Source organism: Haladaptatus sp. SPP-AMP-3 (assembly GCF_049568665.1).
GTDB lineage: Archaea > Halobacteriota > Halobacteria > Halobacteriales > Haladaptataceae > Haladaptatus > Haladaptatus paucihalophilus.
Map to the genome: position 1 here is coordinate 11,745 of NZ_CP145896.1, position 19,593 is coordinate 31,337.

The window sequence follows — 19,593 nt, forward strand, 5'->3', positions numbered from 1 at the left end:
TAAATATTGTTGGCAATTTATTCTTATCTCATAACTTGATATGGAAATTAACCTTCGGGTAACACCCTGTTGCAAGCTACAAACAGAACCCGTACATATCGATTGTGTACTGATCACCAGCTAACCCGACCAAGCGCGTCAGTCGGCGAGAACGGACGCCATCCAATTCCACCATATGCCACAGTCACCTCAGGACAACCAACAAATATTTTCCAACCAGCAAGACCAGATCGAGAGTCCAGTTCGACGACTCTTTCGCAACTATGGGTCCGAACGACCCCTCCCACTTGCAATTGCACTGCTCATGACGATTCTGTCACCACTTATTGGACTTGTGCCAACCTACTTGCTTAAGCCAGTTCTAGACGGTACCCTTCTCCGAGGGACCTATCAGCTTCCATTAGTTCCCCAAAGCGTGATTCCGTCGGGACCATGGAATCAGGTCGTCTTCACAGTCGGCATTATTCTTGTTACACAATTCCTCCAATTATTTGTCGGGTGGGCTAACGACTGGGGCTGGCACTACTTTTCGGAACATGTTCAACATACGCTTCGAGTAGATGCCTACGAGAAAACCCAACGCCTAGGGATGGAGTTTTTCACCGATAAGCGGACTGGTCAAATCCTCAGCATCCTAAACAACGATGTTAATCAACTCCAGGATTTTCTCCAAAACTATGTCTCCCAGATTTTGCGAATCACTGTGCAGTTTCTGGGTATCGCTGTTGTCCTCTTTAGCCTGAAACCCGCCTTGGCGACCATCACCTTGATTCCAGTCCCATTCATGATCTGGCACAGTTTCAAGTACGGTCAACGCGTCCGAAACAAATACGGAGATATCCGCCAGTCCGTCGGAAAGATCAACTCCCAAGTGGAAAACAGCGTCAACGGTATCTCGGTCGTCAAGTCCTATACACAGGAAGATTACGAACGTGATCGAGTCGAGGAATCCTCCGAAGAGTACTTTGAATCCCGGTGGGCAATGCTCACGGCACGTATCAAGTTTTTCCCTGTGCTCAACTTCATGAACTGGATTGGATTTGGATTAACTCTCCTTGTTGGAGGGTATTGGATTACAGTGGGGACACCGCCACTGCCCTTCTTCTCGGGCAGCCTCACAATCGGAACCCTCGTCGCGTTCCTCACGTTTAACCAGCAATTTACGCAGCCGATCATCCAGATCGGCCAAGTCATGGATATGTATGAGAAAGCACGCTCCTCTATCGTCCGCGTATTCGCACTCCAAGACTACCCCATCAATATCACCGAGACCGAGGCCCCCGTTATTCTTGAGGAAGTCGACGGTGATGTTGCCTTTGACGCTGTCTCGTTCAGCTATCCCAACACCGAGGAGAGAGTTCTCAATGAGGTTGATTTCGAGGTGGCAGCTGGACAAATGGTTGGGCTTGTCGGCCCGACTGGTTCCGGGAAAACGACCCTGATCAAGCTCTTGCTCCGGTTTTACGATCCGGATGAGGGAACAGTGTCCCTCGATGGACATGAGATCCAGAACCTCTCTCTGCAATATCTCCGTGACGCCATTGGCTACGTCAGCCAGGATCCGTTTCTATTTGACGGGACAGTAAAAGAGAATATCGCGTATGCCGATCTAGACGCTGATGACGACGCTATCGAGGACGCCGCGAGGATGGCAAACGCACACGAATTTATTGAGAGCCTTGAACAAGGATTTGACACGCGCGTCGGCGAGCGTGGTGTGAAGCTTTCTGGTGGGCAGCGTCAGCGCATCGCTATCGCTCGCTCCGTTCTGAAAGATCCAGATATTATCGTTCTAGACGAGGCAACCTCTCACGTCGACAATGAAACGGAGGTTCTGATCCAGAACAGTCTCGAGCGTCTCACTGCAGACCGAACAACGTTTGCCATCGCGCACCGGCTGTCGACGGTCCGGAACGCGGATAAGATCTTGGTTCTCGAAGAGGGGGAGCTGATCGAACGGGGGTCTCATGAAGAACTGTTAGCCCTTGAGGGTCTATATGCCAATCTCTGGCGGGTTCAAGTTGGTGAGATAGATACACTCCCTGAGGAATTTCTTGCCCAGGCAACAAACAGAGCGCCGTGACAGCTGCTGTTTTACTGCGGTGAAAGGAATGAGAGGTATTTTAGCGATGATCTAATCAGGTGGAATCGCTATCGGACACCGGGAAAGAAAAAGATACCAAACCAATCGTCGTTTATTAACCCCGTAAGCAGTAGTAATCCCCTCGGATACCTTTGAGTTGATCACTGTACATTTCGTCGGCATATTTAGCGTGCCAGCCGTCGTCGATTTTCCAAAATCAGCAATTTTGGATGACTGACTTTCTTGATAACAGACATAATGATATTTATTTTAAAGTCAATAATTTAAGCTGTGGTGATTATATAGACCTGTATTTATTCTAGTAACAAAACTGACGGAAGTATTTCGGGATTCTGTAATCGAAGAAGCGTATAAGCGACTCCAGAAAGACCATGGAAGAACATCGGATTAGAGAATGTAGCAGAATGCCCCGTCAAAGAAAGTGCTCCGTGGTGCTCACGTCGAGCGAGGCTTCGAGATGCCAATTTAACAGCATCTTCATGAGTTGCGATCCCGTGACGTGACCCAACAAGTAAAACCTCAGATCGGCCGAAATTGCCACAGCAAAGATGATCCATATTCGATGGTTCTGTAGTTGCAGTTTCGGCTAATACTTCGCTTGCGTCAGTAAGTAAGGTTTCATCGTCAAGGTACTCGCTAATACCAATTCTAGCAAGCGCCATCCCAGATCTACCATGGCACCACTTATCGACGTAGTCTTGATCTTCATGAGACTTAGCCCAGTTCATCTGTGATGAATCAAACAATTCCGCTTCAAAGTCAAGTGCTTCTCGGGATGCGTCAGCAAACCGCCACTCATCTGTAGACGCTGCAAGCTTTGCAAGCGCATAAGCAATTCCGCTTGCTCCATGTGAGAATCCTGTGAGTGGAGGTTTGTCCTCTGTTGTCTTCCAGACTTGATGACCTTTGATCGCAGTCCGTCCTTCAAGTAATTGATCGCCACAGGTAATTGCCCGTTCCAGCACTTCTTCACCTCCGTACCGGTCATAATATGCGAGAAGACCGAGTACTGTCCCGGCAGACCCTTCTAATATGTCGAATGTTCTATCTTTAGTAATATGCTCGTCGGTCACTAATTGAATCGCGTTTTTTGCAGCTATACGATATCGCTTTATATTGAGTAAATCAGCGATGACTGAGAGAGTATATACTACACTTCCAATTCCTAACATACCACCAAGATTTGCGATGAATTTTTCTCTCTCAATTCTTTTAACGATTGGTTCCAAAGTTGTCTTAACCTGCTTTCGGTAAGTATGTTGCCCCGTTATCCTATGTAGGGCTGCTGCTGTCAGCCCAATACCACCCCGGCCATGGTACAAAGATGGATCTGTGGGATACAAGTCGAGCCCGGATTTAGTAGGAGAAATAGAAACCCAACGATCCTGATTTGGTGTCTCATATGCCGCATTGATCACATCATCGAATAATGTTACTGCTGTTGCCTCAAACTGGTCATCTGGCACGTCTGCTTCAGGTGGAGTACCTGTATCAGAATTAGCAGGGTCAAATGCATATTGCATAAGCCAGGTTTGCCTGGCCAGGTCTTCCTCATCCATCGTCTCAATTCGTTGCTTACAGACTTCGTATCCAGATCGATCAGCTTGAACATCAAGAGACTTGCCATCATGGAACAATACTTGTTCGTTTGGACGGGATGTGAATCGAGGGATGTCACGCCTTCTTAGTGCTCGTCGCTCTGCCTTATACAACGGCCAGTAACGTTTTGCTTCGCTTTGTTCGTCAAAAAACGGCACTGCAAGTTCTTCAAATTCAACAGTCAGTCTTGCACCATCTCGGAGTGCATCTCGAGCAGTCGCTGATCGGAGGATTGATCCATATTGGGCTGTTGCTCGATACACTAGTCGATTTTCGAGTTCTTTAATAAGATTTGGAGGGGCAATCTCTGTGAAGAATTGACCATCAGCATGGAGTGAGCGTATTGTTTCGTAGGTTTCGGTAAACCCATGAACAAGTGCTTCTGAATAGTTTCTTGGTGGTTGGTCCTCTCCATCGATACTGGGCGTATTCTCATTCAGGTTAACCTCTGGTCGTTTCTCTACAACAGTCATCACGTCAGTATTGACTGCTTTAACCCAGGGACGCGTCTGTTCGCCATACTTTATTTCGCTTGAACTACCAAATCCCGCATGAGATACACCAATATTCTCTTCATGTGCTTTACGTGGATCACCAACTGACCAAGGGAAAAGTAGCGTAAGCAGAACTGATTCAGAAGCGACAGCAGATATCTCTGGCAAGTTTGGCTGGGCTGTTATATCAATGTATGGATGGAAAAGAGTCTCCCCATCCACAATCATCGGGTATTCCCCACTTGCAATGACATTCTCAAACTGGCAATCAGGTAAATTAAGAACATAAGCTACACATGCAATGGATCCTGCTCGTTCATAATAACGCGTCGCAGCTTTCTTGCTGGATAGATCTTTATATTCAATAGACTCCATCCATCCATAGTTGTCTCGGAGAAGATAATTAGGTGTCCTGAATGATGGGGTTGAGAGATGATCTTCAAGTTGGCTCAAAATTGAATATAAAGCAAATCCACCTGCAACATCTCTTGGCTTGTAAATAACGTCCCCAGACTCAAACGACACCCGGACGGGAAGCCGACCTTCTGCATGTGCATCATCCGAGAGGGGTTCAAGTTTTACAACTTCGCCTTTGATATCAAACCGTTTTCGTAGAGCTTCTCTATCAGTATAGATTCGATCATAAATTTCGGTTACACCATTAACCCAATTGTCTAAAAGACATATTAGTTGGCGGGCAAGTACTGGATATTCTAAGCACAAATTCTTAAACCCATGCTTAAACATTGCATTAATAAATTTATCATAGTATTCTGTTGGATATTCCTCGAAATCATTTGGATCGGCGTGTGCTAGATCCTCGTCATGATATTCGACGAAACTTTTAAATTCAACGTATAGTGGACGAATACAGAGGAGAAATATCTGTGAATGTAATCCTTCAATCATTGGCGACAATGAAATCTTTGAATTTATATCATTATCAATTAGATTCCTGGCATAATCTGTAATTACTGCGATCAATTCCGGGAATGCCGCCTCTTCTGGAACTGCATGGAAGCAATTGGTTCGGTTAGTTTGTATATACTGAATCAATTCTTCAAGACTGTGAATCCAATTTGGGAGCGATTCGTCGTGAGGCCAGCTTGTTGCAGTGACTTGATTTCGAATATGTGCCTCTGTGAGTCCTTCTTTTTCTAGACGAGTTTGAAATTGTTCTCCCTCCGGAAATTGATCACGCCATTCGTCCAAAATTTCATCGGGATTTATTGGGGGATCTTCACCTTGGATATTTGGGGGCCCCTCGATGCGTTCGTGAATTGTTCTAGATCTTCCAGCGATTTTTTGTCGTTCTTCTGGTGTGAATATGCTTTTCATATTATGTCATGAATAGGTCTGAATTTCTTATTTCCAATAATTAAGCGAACGGAAAACCGTTCGCTTCATCCGCACTACTTACCTTTTAGTTGGTGGTGTCGCAGCACGGAAGCTTTGAAGCCGTGTGGCAAGGAAGATAACACGATGCAGTAGCCGTTTCGGTATGACCTAATTCATGTTCTTCTGGAGTTTCGATATCGTCGAAATCTTGATCGAACGCATCTTTACTACCAAAGCCATTGGTGTCGTTGTCAATTGCAACGGACATGCAACTATCATTTACTGACCCTCTTTATTTAATTCTTTCTAGATCTATATGATATTTAATTCGAATTTGTCTAATATGAAATCCAGACACGTTCGCCTTTACAAATGAGAGTAACTTCGATTTCTACACAGGAGTAAAATCGTAGAATACTACAAATCAGCATATGGATAAATTATAGGTGATACTATTTGAATGTTTTTCACTTTTTGATTATCTTTCGCTTTAGCGGTACCAAGTCGAAGGCGAGAGTGGTGGGTGCATTTTGGTTTACGCAAGCGAGTAGGCGAGAGCAACAGTTATCTCGGTTCATCGGTGGTGGATTTTCCACTTTGATCATGGATGTCCACACCCGCTTAGTGCAAAAGGCGGTAGTAGACACTTTCCAGGAGTACCACTATGATCCATACGTAATTGCTTTGCAATCACCGTTCTTGTGGGGGTATATAGTTGTAGCAAAAATGTGTCAGCCCCAATTTTTCTCAAACTGTTTGGCATAGCGGGGCCAGTACTCTTCGAAGTGATCGATGGCCTCCCAAATGTCCCAATCAACGGGCTTCTTGTCTTTCGGATCACGAAACAGGCGGTCCATGTGAGTATATCCATGAGATGTATCAACACGAGCGATATCGATACTACTCTCTGTTGCGGCGTCTTTGTAGTATACATTCACAGAAAAGTCGTCAGGGTCGAAATAGTCTGGTGTCCCCCGAACCGCCATTAGATACGTTCGTCCCCGCCACGTCCCAAGGTTGTCCTCAAAATTCTGGGGTCCGGCCATTATTGAAATTCTCCTACATAAGCACATATCCCGTAGCTATTTAACTGTTGACCTCCTACGTCATCATAGACCAAGGGGACAACCCTTCACTGGAGTTGGTCGAGATACCCATGAAAATCAGAAAACAACCGTGTGATGCCAGGGAAGGCGTATCGTCAGAACACCGCAGCCGGACGGGAACGGATTAGGATGAATCAGAAAACAAAGTTCATTCGGCGAGTAGCGGAAGCTGGCTTCGACGATGTGTTGCTACTCTCCCGCTCAACCGCCGAAGAAGTGCTCACAGAAAAACGGATGGAGCTACTCAACGAGATAGCCACTGACGATCTCGAATCAATGCGAGATCTCGGTCGCCGTGTTGATCGAGACATCAGTATCGTCAAACGCGACCTTGACATCCTATACGAGGCTGGAGTTGTCGAATATGAGCAAAACGGTCGTGCAAAGCGGCCAGTGCTTGCTCACAAGAACGTGTTCGTCAAACCTGTCGTGTTCGAAGGTGAGCCAATGGAAGACGCAACCAACCACACTGGCGAGATAGCTGCTGACTAAGACGAATTTGGATTTTTACTGTTGAACAGATTTGATGAACCGAACATCTCCATTGACCTCTATAAACAGCAGTGAAATCGACCACATTGACGTCCTCGGAGACGCATAATTCGGCGTCCCAAAGTCAATTGTGTCGATCGAGAGTGTGTGCCTACAAGCAATCGTTTGTTGGTTAGTATCTCATACTAACCAATATCGCCCACCGATTTAACGACGTTCAGACACTACCACTCAATATGAGCGAGAATGCCGCAATCGTCGCTCGAATTATCGAGCATAACACGGGTGGGCAGAACCGTGCGACAATCGATCGCGACCACATTGGTGTGATTGCAACTCAGCACGGTCGCTTTGACGGCGATATTGATGACTCAATAGCCGAGGCCCTTGCTGAAGGATACATCGAAGAGCAGGATGGCGAGTACGTCGCGACAGAGAAAGTGTGGGATCTTGTTCCCGGTACTACTCGCTAACTAGCCGGAAAACTGCCACCGAAGAAAGTTCGTAAATAGCAACGCCCTGCCGCTCTTAGATCGCGTCTAATCGCTCGGTGAACGGCGACGATCCCTTTTTCGCACGGTTCAACTCGACCAGCGGTATGTCTTCGCCACCGCGACGGACGACGATGTCCTGCGGTGTCTCGGCGTCTTCGGGAACGATGAGAATCTCGTAATCATCGGCAGACCACTCTCCGGGAATCACGGGCCTCGTGATACAGCCCGTACCATCCCCGTCGAGTCGCCGTTCAGGGTAGGCACTGGCGTCCGTAAAGATGGCGTCGCGCGAATCAAAGCGGGCATAGACACGCCCGTCTTGATCCTCGAGGACATACTGGTCATTTCGCTCGTGCCAGACCGTCTCGGTCATCCCATCCGGGCGGGGGAACGTCGTCCCGTTGATCCGTACCGGATGTCCCGAGTGATTGTAGAACGACCCATCTTTCGCCGTGAACGGTGGGTCCGTGAGCGTCCCCTCGACGGTATCCGCGGTTTTCTCTCGACACAGGAACACGCACTTCTGACCGTTCGTGACGGCTTTCCCGAGGTTGACGAGTGTCTGTGAGGGTTGTGTTTTCCCGGTGGATGACTCGGATTCGAGAGCGACATCCGCCCCGTCAGTGAGTTCGAACAAGATCGGATAGTCGTCTTCGAGCTGTGCACGCACTTCGTCGGCGTTCCGAAGAGAGACGGTCGTCTCGAACGGTACCTTCGCGATGCCATCGGCAGCTTCCTCTCCCGTCTGGATGGGTAGTCGGACGTCCAACCCGGCACGGGTGAGCGGGTCGTAGGCGTCTTTCAGGAGTTCGCGATGATTACCTTTTCCCGACGTCGAAGACACACCCGTCGCGAGGAAGAATGCCCGGCCTTCCGGCGTGCACTTGAGGTACATGTCCCCGTCGCGTTCGCTTCGGTCTAATCGCGTGTCGGGGATGTAGTCAACCATCCCCCAGAACTGGGTGCCGCGAAGGGTGTCGAACCCCATCCAGTCTTTCGCCTGTTCCCACACGCGTTCGTCGCGGACGTAGCCATCCGTGTTCTCGTCGTCAGTGAGTGCGAGGTCGTAGGCGGCTTTGAGAATTAACGTCTCGCGTTCCTCGGTGAGTTCGTAGTCGTCGTCAGTCTCATCGTAGTCGTAGAACTTGGAATCGCGTTTCTGATCTTCGCTCGTCCGGCGATCACCACCGTACTGTTCGAGCGAGCGTTCGATGAGTGCCTCTCTGTCCTCGGCTGTCCGGGCGACGTCCTCCACTTCGTCGATCGGAGGGAACGTGCCGACCTTGTAGGTCTTGGTGGGTTCCCCGTGCTCATTGTCCGTTCGCATGTAGAGTTGGTACTTACCGAGGTTGGCCAAGTCCTGTTGTCCGATATCCTCACTGTGACGTTTCGCCATAAGACGCGCCTCTCCCGGTCGCTGTGGGTTGAAATTGAGAATCGTCCCACATTGTCCGAGAATCGCGTTCTGAATCTGCTCTTTGCCGTCCAACTGATTCGAGAGATCCTGACACGCCCCAATGATGGAGAGGTTCTTCGACCGGGCCAGCGAGAGAATACGGGCGATATTCGAGTTGGCCGAAATGATTTTGTCGAACTCGTCGAGAATGGAGTAGAACATCGGCGGTTTCTCACCCATCCGTGACTGTTCGCGAACCGCCACCCAGATACGCCGAATGAGTGCGGTTGCAACCATCGTTCCCACTGTCTCGGAGGTCGTGTTGTCCTCGACGATGATGATTTTCCCATCACGAATTGCGTCCTCGACGGAGAACGTTGACTTCGGATAAGACACGAGTTCCCGCGTAATCGGGTTCTCGATCCACTGTTGGAGCCGTCCAACCAGAGGTTCGAGGTCCGAATCATCCATGTCCGCCAGTTGCTCACGGGCGTACTCGACAATCCAGTCAATCCGTTCGTCCTCAAGCATCTGTGCGTACTGCTCGCGGCGCTCCTGACTGACCAGGGCGAAATACATATCCAACAGCGTACAGTCGTACCCTGCCTTTGCCATGCCCCGAACCATGTTCCGGACGACGCGCTTCATCCGTGGCCCCCAGTAGTCCTCTTCACCGCCAGCGAGGGAGATGAGTGCCTCTAGGTCGTCGGCCAACGCTTCAACCGCCTCTTTGTACGCGGGCGTGTCTGGATCGGCACTTGACGGCACTTCAAGGAAGTTGAAACCGACTTGTTTGTCGCGGTTCCCCCCGAGTTCGATGTAGATTACGTCGTCCTCCCGACCCTCGGGCACGAGTGAAACGACGTCTTCTGCATCGTCACCCTTCGGGTCGTAGAACATCCCACCGACACCGCGGTCCATCATCTGCCGGAAGAGATTCTTCAACAACGTTGTCTTCCCGTATCCTGTCGAACCGGGAACGAACACGTGGCGTTTGAACACATTCTCGTGGATGCCTGCTTCGGTACCTTTCCGTGCCCCGGTGCCGATCCAGTACGGCTTTCCGGCGGCGCTCGCGTTAAACATCGCGACTTGCCGTTCTAATGGCGTGGCCGTCTCGTCTAACCCCGCACGGGCGAAGTCAAAGCGTGGTGTCCCGATCGGGACGGGAATCCCGGCGCGTGACTCGGAATAGTCGATATGCGGATTGTTCACGTCGCCGGAGAGATGGACGACACCCGCCAGTTCCGACGCTGTGCATTTCATCGATGTGTAGTCCTCGAACAACCGGCTGGCCGTCGCTGATAGGAACGAATGCATGTCGCTCCGAGCGGACTTGAACGTCGTATTCCCGACTGGCGTACCGTAGAATCCCTGTCTATTGTGCGATTCATAGAACTCGTCGAGCGCATGCACCACCGAGTGAACCCGGCCTTCGGCCGCCTCTTTCGTGCTCGAAGCCGCTAGAACGCGGATCTCGATCTCATACATCGACTCATTCTGTTGGTTCTCGATGATGTCCGCTGCCTGTTTCTCGACGTCAGTCGCGGGGTAATCGGTCAGGAAGCGTGTGTTCGGCGCTCGCATTCGGTCGGCGACCTTCGCCATCTTCCCGCGGTACCTGAACCCCTGTTGGGAGGGCCGAAAGACGACCTGTAGCATCACGTCAGTACTTCCGCCTGTGACCTTTGTCAGAATATTTTTGAACGGATCCCGGACGTTCTTCCGACCACCATCTTCGTCACCGAACCCGTCGATATCGATGTGCCGGATCGGGTACTCCGTGCTCTTGAAGAAATGCATCCGCGCCCCAGCGACGTACTCGTCTTCATCCCATGTCGGGAACGCCTCGGGGAGTTGCTCGACGGTTGAGTCGGGATAGTCCTCGAACAATTGGTCGCGAAGATTCTTCCCGATGATTCCCGATCCCGGGACGAATCGGAAATCGAGAATCTCTTCATCATACACGATTTCGAACGCGTGTGTTTCGGGGCTCCCGGCTGTCTCGTGCATCCCGTTCAACAGCGTGATCGCCTCGCGAACCCCACCCTCACCGCGGTAGGGACGCACCTTGTAGACGGGTTTGTCGAGCTGCTCGCTCTCTCGGTCGATGATTCCGCGTTCTTTCTCCCCGAGTTCGAACGCTTCAACGTCGCTGATCTTCTTTCGCTTGCGGTTCTGTCGGAGCCGTTCGGTGAGTTCGCTGATTTCGGTTGTCATTAGTCGGCCTCCATCGGTTTCGGTGCAAATGACTGTGGTTCGCTGCTGCTCTCTTCCTCGTCGATCTCGTCGGTCCGTTCCGTGTCGTCCGTCTCACTGTCCTCCTGGTCGTCACTGGCATCGTCGCTCAATTCCCGCTCGAGATAGGCGTCAAAGTCGCCGTCGTCGGACTCACGGTAGTCGAGGATGGCCTTCGCGTAGTCACTCACGCGCTTACGCACCCGATAGACGTCGCCGTCAACATCGACGAGACACTCGCTGTAGGTCGTCCGTTTATCGTCACCGGCGGCCAACCCACCAGCAAGCTGTCCGGCCTGCATGTCCGTGAGCCCAAACGGTTCAGGGTTAGACAGCCCCATCTTCCCGAAATTCTGCCACCCACTGATGGCACACTGTTTGGCGATTCGCTTCGCCGCGTCCTCGTTGAAGTCGTCGTCTGCCTGCGAAACGAAGTCGAACATCAACCCGGCATTCCGACCGGCACGAACCATCGACTCAAGACGGCCAGCCTGTGCCGCTTCACGGAAGAGATCGTGCGCTTCGTCGATGACGACATCCACGTAGTTGTTCGTCTGTTTCGCCACTTCCGGAGCAATGGAGAGAATGTAAGCCATCGCCATCCCCTTCTCGACGGCGGGTTTTCCCTCGAACTTCTGCATATCGAAGTAGAGCACGCGAGAAGAGAGGTCAACGTCCGACTCGCCGCTCATCCATTCGAATGCGGCGTCGGGTTCGTCGTCGGGTGTCGGCTTGAACGGTCGAAGCGCTGTGAGCAGCGTCCCCGCGTGCTCGATCATGTCCTCAACTTCGACGTCCGTTCCTTCCGTTGTGTAGTCCTCTGGGTTGTTCGCCGCGTCGCCAAGGACACTGAAGAAGTCAACCATCGTTGGCGACTTTTCCTTTGAATGCGTCTGTGGGTCGTCGGTGATGCCCGCCTGTGAGTACGTTTTCCGAATTAGGTCAACCAACGTTGCACGGAGTTCTTCGGGATCCGTCGCGTTCTCCTGCAGGTAGAGGTAGAACATATCGGCGATGAGGTTGATCTTCGAGGAGAGGTCAGCCGTGAAGCCCTCCCCGTGTTCGTCAGGTGCACGGACTTCGAACGGGTTAATCTTCGTCTCTCCAACCTTCACCTTCCCACCATCGAACGTCTCAACCACGCCATCGAACCCGCGGGCGATATCGACGATAATCGTTCGGAGGTTGCGCTTGCGGAGCATATCGGCAATCAGCAAATCCTTGATGTTGAACGACTTGCCAGATCCCGACCGGCCGACCCAAAAGCGATGCGGGACGGAGAGCGTTCGGCGGTCTACCTGCAGCAAGCCGAGTGGTGCACCGGAGCGTGCGAGCGCCATCCCGTAGATGGTTCCCGATTCATGTGTTTGATAGCCGCCCGCCATCGGGAACATGGCTCCCAGCGTGTCGGAGGGCATTTCGAACCGCGTGTCGTTCTGTGAGGCATCGTCGAACGCGTCCCCGGGCGTTGGGCTCGTGGTTTTCATCGCGGCGAGTTGGCGGTCGTCCGCCTCGGTCGCCACGATATCGTTCGGCCCAAGGAACTCCGCCTTCACGTGCTTGCGAATCTTGAGTGCTTTTTCTCGGGTGTCAGCGCGCATCGTGACGACCATCGACACTTCAGAACACTCGACACCGTTATCGCGCATGTGATCACGAAGGATAATCTTCTGTGTCGCCGCAACGTCTGCGTCGTCGGCTTTTGCCTGCTTCCCTTCTTTCTCGATCCCCATCGCCGAGAGCCACTCCTGGTCGGTGGCGAGTTCGTTCATCTTCTCGCGGTAGTCCGTTGCGTGGACGTAGAGCGACGCGTCGAGTCGGACACCCGGAACAGTGAGAGCATCGGTCAGGAAGCCGGGAGAGGGCGACGACGGCCAGCCGACAACCCACAGGCTGCTCGTGTAAAAGTCGTCGTTGACACCCACACTGTTGACCTGCTCGTCGACGTTCGCCGGACCATAGATGGCACGCTCACGCGCGCTCGAGGACGTCTGTTGTGTGAGCCAGTCCCGCACCGGCTGGAGTTTCTCTTGCCATCCGTTCTGGTTGTCAGTGTCCGTCTCGTCGGGGTCGTCACTCACGTATGCTGTATCTGGTATTGGCGCGTCAGAGGTGACCTCGGAGTAGCTGAACGGCGTCTGTTCGTCCAACCAGAACTGTCGGAGATAGGCCACGCTCTCATCAGCAGAGAGGCGCGTCCCGTTCGACACACTCGAAACGGCTTTCTGTACTGTCTCAACCCGGCGGTCGAGGGCGACGGCTTGGTTGTCTTTCGTCGTATCTCCTGACGTGAAGACACCGGAGCCAAAGAGATCGGCGAGTTGTGCGATGTATCCCGAATCGGCGGTCGGTGTCTCAACTTCGTGGGGGGCAATCCAGACGACGATCGTGCACGTCCGTTCCATCATGCCCGACGTCGCCAGCCACTCGACGTAGTGCTCCGCTTGCGAACTCGCATACTCACGGGCCGCTTGGGGAAGCGTCTCATCGAAGGCCGCTTCGTCGAGAGCGTCCGTCTGTGAGATATCGCGCGGAGGCGTCTGTGGCAGGTGAATCTTCACATCGAAGCCATCTGACTCGGCCTGTGCGATGTGTTTGTTGATACCGTTCGCGAGGCTTGCGGCGTCGAGAATCCACTCCGCTCGATCGTGTTCCGAGACGTTCTGCAGGTCGACCGAGACGTGCGTGAAGAGTGTCCCATCGTCAGTCTCGAGTGCATCATACTCGGGATGCACGCTCGTCACACCGGGAACGTCCGCCGCGTTCGGGCCCACGAGCGGCATTCGGAATCTCGATCGAAGGTAGTCGAACTTCTTCGATATCGTCTCGAGCGGTGTCGCGTACCACGGCGTTCGTTTGACGGCGAAGTACAACCCGCCCGCCAGTCCCCCCACCGAGATGAAAAACCACATCACCGGCACCGAAATGTAGGTCAGTTCGATGTACGCTAAGAGAGCGGTCGGGAGGACAATCAGAGCTAGCTCCCCGATGGAAAGCCCGAGTACCGTCGCGAAGACGCTCCCGGTCGTTTCCTGTGGGATAATCGTTTCAAGGGCGATACGGCCGCCGGAATCACTGTTGTCGTCACTCATGAGTTAATCCTGCAATTTGTTTCGGATTTCGTTCAGTCGGTCCTGCCGGAGTTGTTCTAACTCGTCGTTCTCCGGGAAGTGGCGCTCGAGTCCGTGCTGGATTTCGCCACCAGTTTCAGGGTCGATGCTACTGCCGCCACGGATGTTCTGAATCCGTTGGCTGATCGGCTGGGTGTACGTCTGGAAGGTCTGGCGTCCGGCCTGTCCCGTCGAATAACCGGTGCCACCGTCGCCGACGGGGTCGGCACCACGCAACCCGCGATGGGTGTCACGAACTCCATTCACTCGCTGACGCGTGTTCTCTTTGACTTCTGCCGCTCGCTCACGCTGGTTCGCATACGACTCTTTCATGCCGTCGGCGGTGGGTGCCGACCCAATAACTCCCACAGAGGCGAGTGCTTGCCCGCCTTTCTGGTACATCACGTACGGCATCACGAGACACGCAACGGCCGTCCCGAGCTGCATCGCGATGAGCTGGAGGCCACTCACGCCGTAGGTTTTGAAGATATCCGTCGTCATCGGCGAGAAACCCACTGACAGGGCGATCGAGACAGGGAGTGTAATCAGCGAGAGCATGAACCACAACTTCGTGAGACCGTCGCCGACCATTCCCAATCCGCGGACAGGGAGTGACTTCAACGCGAAGAAAAACGGTATCCATGGGGTCAGCGCGGTGAGCCCGATGAATCGCAGGCTGACGAGGCTGATGATGACGAGGAAAATCCAGACGTTCCAAAACAAGACGAAGACCATTCCGATCAGCAACACGCCTTTGAGGCTATTCGACGCGATGGACACCCGAGTCAAATCCGCGGTTATCCCGTGGCCGAGTGCGTTCGAGATGGCGACCTCATCCTCGAAGATAACCTGAGAATACTAATAGCTAACCCATGGTAGCCTATCAAAATGTTAGCTATCATATGGTAATGATGGCTAACCTTTAGTAAGCTATCAATAGTGGAGGTAACCACGAAGATACTTATGGCTAACTCGGAAACACCTGACGAACGAATGATCACCTACCCGCTCGAGATACCCGACGACGAGGAAGATACGTGGCAAGATTGGAAACAAACCGTCCCTCGAAGTTACCCCAAAGTCGGCGATCGGCTTCAAGAATTCATCAAAAAAGATCTCGAATCACGGTCAAAACACGGCGAAGGACTTTTAGAGCGGTTCGACGAATATGAATCCAACGAGACTGACGAATGAGATGAGTTCCACGAACCTCACGTTCAGCCAGAAAATCGTTCAGACCATCAAGCGGTTCGCCGTAGGGCTCCCGATGCTTTTCATCATCTTTGGTGTCCTCCAACTCGTCATCCCTGGGATGGCCGCCGTAGCTATCGCACTCATCGTCACCGGCCTCTTTGTGAATATCTACTTCGCCTGAGCCTGTGCTTCGACTTCTGCCGCGAGCTCTTGCACTACTTCCTTGAGTCCCTCGACTCGGTCTTGTGCCGCCTGCGCTTCGGCCTTTGCGTCTTCGACGTCACTCCGCAGCGACTCGATATGCTGCTCAACAGCCGACGGTATCGGGCGAGCACCCGTCCGTGCTAACAAGTCCTCGACTGCCTCACGTCCGTGGTCGGTAAGAGAGAATACACGCGCGGGGATTCGGCCGCCCTGCTGCTCGTGAGCCACGACTTCGATCAGGCCCCACTCTTCGAGAATGTCGAGGTGATAATTCACGGAGTTGACGGTGTCAGTAAGCTCACTCTTCGGTGTCTCGGCCGGATAATTATCGTTAATCGCTAACAGGAGTTCGGCGCGGTTGCCACGGAGTTCGTCGATCAAAACATCCCATGACTTGGGTTCGTCCATACTCTCACTACCACGACGACCGTCAAAATTTTACCGGCAATTGTACATCAAATTCCCCCTCCCGACAATAATAGAGGGGAATCACTCATGGGACGGAAGCGAAATAACAATGAGATTAGTGAGACACTGGGTCCTTCAGGCGACCTGGTCCCGATCTCGCAGTGGCGGTTGAGAAACAAATGCAAGCTACCAGAATAGCATGTCAGAGGGTGGAAACAATCATCGACAGGAAAGAATACTGAGCCAGAGACTGGCAAGAGGGCACCCCAGACTGTCACACGAGAAAATTCAGTTAGAGTGGTGTGAATAGGGCACCCCAACAGGCGGAGAGCCGGAGGAAAGACGCGGTGGTCACGCCACACGAGAACGAAGTGAGTGCGGACGAGGGGACAGTCCAGTCGAGGACACGCGAGGAGAAGAACCAATGGTGAGACCGTGGGACAGTCAAACCGTGCCGGACCCAGAGGAATATGACTGAACAACGAAAAGGGGGCAGTCCGACAGTGCGAACAACGGAGGCGCTGGAGAGTGCATTACCAGCAGGAACAGCGATACATCACTGGCGGCAAGCCGCCATGAGTAACACCGGGCGATGTGCCGCACAGCAAGAAACCGTACCGCGGGGAGGCTGCAACATTACAGCAACAGCACAGCGACAGCAGCAGAGTAAAATGACGGCCAGTACAAGCGAGTGTGGCTGTGATTACCCTTGAGCCAGTGATAGAACGAGAAAAGTGGACAGTCTGCCCTGCCAGGCCATGAGAAAACCACGAATTGAATGTGAGGAGTGCCAGTATCCGTACTGGAGAGGGGTGCCGATTAGCGACACGCGGTCAACCAGTCTTGGTACACTAACTGGGGTGCCAGCAGCACGTACTCACGGAATGCCCGTGTGACGGCAGAGGTGGGGTGCCACATGGGCGCCATACTGGGGTGCCAATATGAGAGCAACCGTCTTCCGCAGAACGCGCAAGTGAGTGGCAGCAAAGCACTACCAGACTGTCCACAGGACGTTAGGGCACCGCGCCTGAACCGGTACAGGGCAGCATATTGGACTGTCCACAACTGAGCAGCACAGAAGATAAGCAGGTTAGAGCCCAGTGGACTGTCCTCTGTGTATTAGCATAAGAGTGATAGGTTTAGTGACGGTGGGACTGTCGAGCAAGCGCTGTTTACAGCGGAACTCTGGTGTCACCAAGGGACTGTCAGGACCTGGGGCTGACTGTCTAGCCGGTGAAAAAGCAGATGAAATCCGGTGTGTTTCAGCTGGGTGGGCACCCCGTCTGGTTTTTGCCGGCCGACTGTCCACCGATCGGGCACGTTTTATTGGTCATCTTCGGCGACAGCGTACAAAAGTCTCGATGGTAACAACATCGTTAATTACGCTCGATACTCCATTCAGAAAACGCATGTTTCGATCGGGGCGTATAGTTCATCCCGCCAGGAAATCCCTTAAATGACTGCATGTAGAGCCCACTAAAGACATCTTGATGGTAGACATCTTCGTAGTCGATTACCACCGGACGATCGTTGAGCGCCATGACTTCAACGTCATGTGGTTCCCAACCTCGGCTTCTGAGTACCCTTTGAAAATGTCGGCGCATCTGATAAGCATGCATTCGACCATCATTCCGAAGTCCATGTAGTCCAGGCAACGTTCCCAATGGTGCGGCCTGTTGCATTACTTCCCACCCCCCAGTCCTGTCTGCTGCAATAATTGGAGCAAAGAACCGACTATCTCCTCGACGTATCGCTTCTTCCCATACCCAGACTTCCTGATCAACAAAACAGTCCTGATGTGCTCGACCGTCGATACAACGAAAGCAAAGCTTCAGGACAAATCGACTCTGCTCGGTTAACGAAGGATCGTCCGTTACGAGATGATCGCCGTCGTGTTGAGATGGAAATGAAACCATGTAGCCTTTCCCAAAACTACGATCTGCTCCCAATGTCTGTTCAAGATGATCCATGACAGCTCGGCTCCTATTTTCATATTGATTGATGGCGTCTATGATGTGACGATGGGCTATTTTCGTCAAGGATGGATAGGATGGAACTGTAGACATACAGTTCCATAGCCGCTACAACCGGATTAACATTATTCCAATCGCGGTGGTCGGCTTACAATGTTCTGACTGGAGGTTAGTATGATCTACTAACTTGTGCACGCACAACATCCGAAGCAAGAGCGATAGAACAGACTCACGCAGAATACTGCAACTCGAGAAAATCTTCCTCGTATCTACTCCTTATCGCGAGAACTACTTAAGCGAGAATTCGGTCAGTAGCCGTTGCCCCCTTCCACACGAATTGCACCGCCGCACTTGCTACAACTGTACTGCTCGGGGTTCCGTACTGTTTTCGAGCGTCGATACCGGGCAATCCGACCGCCGCAGTCCTCACAGACAAGCCACCACGTTGGCGTGGTGAAGCGTTCGCAGTGCTGGGTGGTGTCGAGGGCATCGATCCACCGGTCGAACGTTCGCCCGTGATCTGCCTCGCCGAACTCGTGATACTGCCATGCGTGGATTAGTTCGTGGCGCACCGTCGAACTGAATTGCTTCCAGCCGTGTTGCTCAAAAGCGTCCCAAGCGAGCGAGATCGTTATCTCGCCGTTCGCAGGGTCGTATTTCGTCGCTCCTGCCGACCGCTGTCGTCGGTGGGACACCTCCCACACAATCTCATCAATCGGCAAATCGGGGAAATGCTCAACGGCGACGTCCGCCGCGTGTGCTTTCGCTCGGTTGAGCAGATCGCGTTCAGGTGTCGGTGTGTCATCGCGTTCGGTCGTATCCGCGCACTCAGTCAGCGTTCGCTGGGCAACATCGGAAAGCGTTGTTTGGCGTGACATTAATAAAAAAGGAAGACGGGGTTAGTTCGGCAGTTCCTTTCGTCCTGTTCGCACGCACGGCCAGCACGGGAAGTCACCAAGGCCGTCACAGTCGCAGTTGTCTGGTTCGGTCTCGTCGTCGTCCTCGGACGGGAATGCGTCGAGCGTCCCGTCGTCGGTTGCATTTTCGACGGCGGCCATGTGTTTGCAGTAAGCGTTGCGGTGGACGTGGTGCGGACACGTGCAGGCCATCAGTTCCTCGGTCACGTCGTCGATGGAGACAGTGTACTGGTGGTCTGCGGGGTTCACGTGGCTCTCGTTGGTGACGTCGACCATTCCGGGGACATTGACGTCGAAGGAGAATTGTTCCCACTGTGCGCGTTTCTGTGCCGTCTCGTCAGCTTCAAGTTCACTAGGCGTTTTCGTTGACATGGTCTTCTGGACCTCATTCAGGAAGACCAGTGCCGGGTGCTGGTACACCCGGCGCGTTTCTACACACGCCCGAGGGCACCGTTCTTCCTTACCAATTGCTACGCACCAAATGGTAATAAAGCTTGTCCTCTTGCTTCGCACCAATAGGCTTACA

15 protein-coding genes are annotated in these 19,593 nt (G+C 52.6%); 5 read left to right on the forward strand and 10 right to left on the reverse strand.

The features are described 5' to 3' along the window. Positions 1 to 304 precede the first annotated feature (304 nt). Entirely contained in the window at positions 305 to 2,083 is a 1,779-nt protein-coding gene (locus V5735_RS00055) for an ABC transporter ATP-binding protein (RefSeq protein ID WP_423743139.1), read from the forward strand. Positions 2,084 to 2,397: 314 nt separating this feature from the next. On the opposite strand, the gene V5735_RS00060 is transcribed toward V5735_RS00055, so the two are convergent. The 3 genes from V5735_RS00060 to V5735_RS00070 all read right to left on the reverse strand — a co-directional run bounded on the left by V5735_RS00060 (position 2,398) and on the right by V5735_RS00070 (position 6,581). Then, positions 2,398 to 5,535, reverse strand: coding sequence for a type 2 lanthipeptide synthetase LanM family protein (locus V5735_RS00060; protein WP_423743140.1), 3,138 nt, complete (start codon positions 5,533 to 5,535; stop codon positions 2,398 to 2,400). An 85-nt stretch (positions 5,536 to 5,620) separates the two neighbouring features. Next, complete coding sequence (locus V5735_RS00065; protein ID WP_423743141.1) at positions 5,621 to 5,803, reverse strand: hypothetical protein; 183 nt, start codon at positions 5,801 to 5,803, stop codon at positions 5,621 to 5,623. A 463-nt stretch (positions 5,804 to 6,266) separates the two neighbouring features. Next, entirely contained in the window at positions 6,267 to 6,581 is a 315-nt protein-coding gene (locus V5735_RS00070; protein ID WP_423743142.1) for a DUF7718 family protein, read from the reverse strand. Between the two features lie 189 nt (positions 6,582 to 6,770). Here V5735_RS00070 and V5735_RS00075 point away from each other — a divergent pair, with 189 nt between their 5' ends. Then, positions 6,771 to 7,133: a transcriptional regulator gene (locus V5735_RS00075; protein WP_423743143.1), complete on the forward strand. Its 363-nt coding sequence runs from the start codon at positions 6,771 to 6,773 to the stop codon at positions 7,131 to 7,133. A gap of 236 nt (positions 7,134 to 7,369) precedes the next feature. Next, positions 7,370 to 7,606 (forward strand): hypothetical protein, encoded by a 237-nt coding sequence (locus V5735_RS00080; RefSeq protein WP_423743144.1) that lies wholly within the window; start codon positions 7,370 to 7,372, stop codon positions 7,604 to 7,606. Between the two features lie 55 nt (positions 7,607 to 7,661). Here V5735_RS00080 and V5735_RS00085 read toward each other — a convergent pair whose 3' ends face one another. The 3 genes from V5735_RS00085 to V5735_RS00095 are packed head-to-tail and all read right to left on the reverse strand — an operon-like array spanning position 7,662 to position 15,151. After that, positions 7,662 to 11,243, reverse strand: coding sequence for a type IV secretory system conjugative DNA transfer family protein (locus tag V5735_RS00085; RefSeq protein ID WP_423743145.1), 3,582 nt, complete (start codon positions 11,241 to 11,243; stop codon positions 7,662 to 7,664). Beyond that, positions 11,243 to 14,353: a VirB4 family type IV secretion system protein gene (locus V5735_RS00090; protein ID WP_423743146.1), complete on the reverse strand. Its 3,111-nt coding sequence runs from the start codon at positions 14,351 to 14,353 to the stop codon at positions 11,243 to 11,245. Before V5735_RS00090 ends, V5735_RS00085 begins: the two co-directional genes overlap by 1 nt. A gap of 3 nt (positions 14,354 to 14,356) precedes the next feature. Next, positions 14,357 to 15,151 carry a hypothetical protein gene (locus V5735_RS00095; RefSeq protein ID WP_423743147.1) on the reverse strand — a complete coding sequence of 265 codons (795 nt, stop codon included), beginning with the start codon at positions 15,149 to 15,151 and terminating at the stop codon, positions 14,357 to 14,359. A 159-nt stretch (positions 15,152 to 15,310) separates the two neighbouring features. Here V5735_RS00095 and V5735_RS00100 point away from each other — a divergent pair, with 159 nt between their 5' ends. Together V5735_RS00100 and V5735_RS00105 are read left to right on the forward strand one after the other, a co-directional pair. Then, positions 15,311 to 15,565 (forward strand): hypothetical protein, encoded by a 255-nt coding sequence (locus V5735_RS00100; protein ID WP_423743148.1) that lies wholly within the window; start codon positions 15,311 to 15,313, stop codon positions 15,563 to 15,565. A 1-nt stretch (position 15,566) separates the two neighbouring features. Continuing rightward, positions 15,567 to 15,746: a hypothetical protein gene (locus V5735_RS00105; protein ID WP_395285867.1), complete on the forward strand. Its 180-nt coding sequence runs from the start codon at positions 15,567 to 15,569 to the stop codon at positions 15,744 to 15,746. On the opposite strand, the gene V5735_RS00110 is transcribed toward V5735_RS00105, so the two are convergent. The 4 genes from V5735_RS00110 to V5735_RS00125 form a co-directional block, all read right to left on the reverse strand. Further along, positions 15,734 to 16,177 (reverse strand): hypothetical protein, encoded by a 444-nt coding sequence (locus tag V5735_RS00110; protein ID WP_423743149.1) that lies wholly within the window; start codon positions 16,175 to 16,177, stop codon positions 15,734 to 15,736. The genes V5735_RS00105 and V5735_RS00110 overlap by 13 nt on opposite strands. A gap of 1,376 nt (positions 16,178 to 17,553) precedes the next feature. Then, a complete protein-coding gene (locus tag V5735_RS00115) occupies positions 17,554 to 18,243 on the reverse strand; it encodes a hypothetical protein (RefSeq protein ID WP_423743150.1) in 690 nt (229 codons plus the stop codon). A gap of 215 nt (positions 18,244 to 18,458) precedes the next feature. Further along, positions 18,459 to 19,028 (reverse strand): SprT-like domain-containing protein, encoded by a 570-nt coding sequence (locus V5735_RS00120; protein ID WP_423743151.1) that lies wholly within the window; start codon positions 19,026 to 19,028, stop codon positions 18,459 to 18,461. A 21-nt stretch (positions 19,029 to 19,049) separates the two neighbouring features. After that, positions 19,050 to 19,439, reverse strand: coding sequence for an SWIM zinc finger family protein (locus tag V5735_RS00125; protein ID WP_423743152.1), 390 nt, complete (start codon positions 19,437 to 19,439; stop codon positions 19,050 to 19,052). Positions 19,440 to 19,593 lie beyond the last annotated feature (154 nt).

What these genes read in the sequence shown, in the direction of transcription:
- V5735_RS00055 (WP_423743139.1), top strand. Translation starts at nt 305, where the DNA reads ATGACGATTCTGTCACCACTTATTGGACTTGTGCCAACCTACTTGCTT.
- V5735_RS00060 (WP_423743140.1), bottom strand. Translation starts at nt 5,535, where the DNA reads ATGAAAAGCATATTCACACCAGAAGAACGACAAAAAATCGCTGGAAGA.
- V5735_RS00065 (WP_423743141.1), bottom strand. Translation starts at nt 5,803, where the DNA reads ATGTCCGTTGCAATTGACAACGACACCAATGGCTTTGGTAGTAAAGAT.
- V5735_RS00070 (WP_423743142.1), bottom strand. Translation starts at nt 6,581, where the DNA reads ATGGCCGGACCCCAGAATTTTGAGGACAACCTTGGGACGTGGCGGGGA.
- V5735_RS00075 (WP_423743143.1), top strand. Translation starts at nt 6,771, where the DNA reads ATGAATCAGAAAACAAAGTTCATTCGGCGAGTAGCGGAAGCTGGCTTC.
- V5735_RS00080 (WP_423743144.1), top strand. Translation starts at nt 7,370, where the DNA reads ATGAGCGAGAATGCCGCAATCGTCGCTCGAATTATCGAGCATAACACG.
- V5735_RS00085 (WP_423743145.1), bottom strand. Translation starts at nt 11,243, where the DNA reads ATGACAACCGAAATCAGCGAACTCACCGAACGGCTCCGACAGAACCGC.
- V5735_RS00090 (WP_423743146.1), bottom strand. Translation starts at nt 14,353, where the DNA reads ATGAGTGACGACAACAGTGATTCCGGCGGCCGTATCGCCCTTGAAACG.
- V5735_RS00105 (WP_395285867.1), top strand. Translation starts at nt 15,567, where the DNA reads ATGAGTTCCACGAACCTCACGTTCAGCCAGAAAATCGTTCAGACCATC.
- V5735_RS00110 (WP_423743149.1), bottom strand. Translation starts at nt 16,177, where the DNA reads ATGGACGAACCCAAGTCATGGGATGTTTTGATCGACGAACTCCGTGGC.
- V5735_RS00115 (WP_423743150.1), bottom strand. Translation starts at nt 18,243, where the DNA reads ATGTCTACAGTTCCATCCTATCCATCCTTGACGAAAATAGCCCATCGT.
- V5735_RS00120 (WP_423743151.1), bottom strand. Translation starts at nt 19,028, where the DNA reads ATGTCACGCCAAACAACGCTTTCCGATGTTGCCCAGCGAACGCTGACT.
- V5735_RS00125 (WP_423743152.1), bottom strand. Translation starts at nt 19,439, where the DNA reads ATGTCAACGAAAACGCCTAGTGAACTTGAAGCTGACGAGACGGCACAG.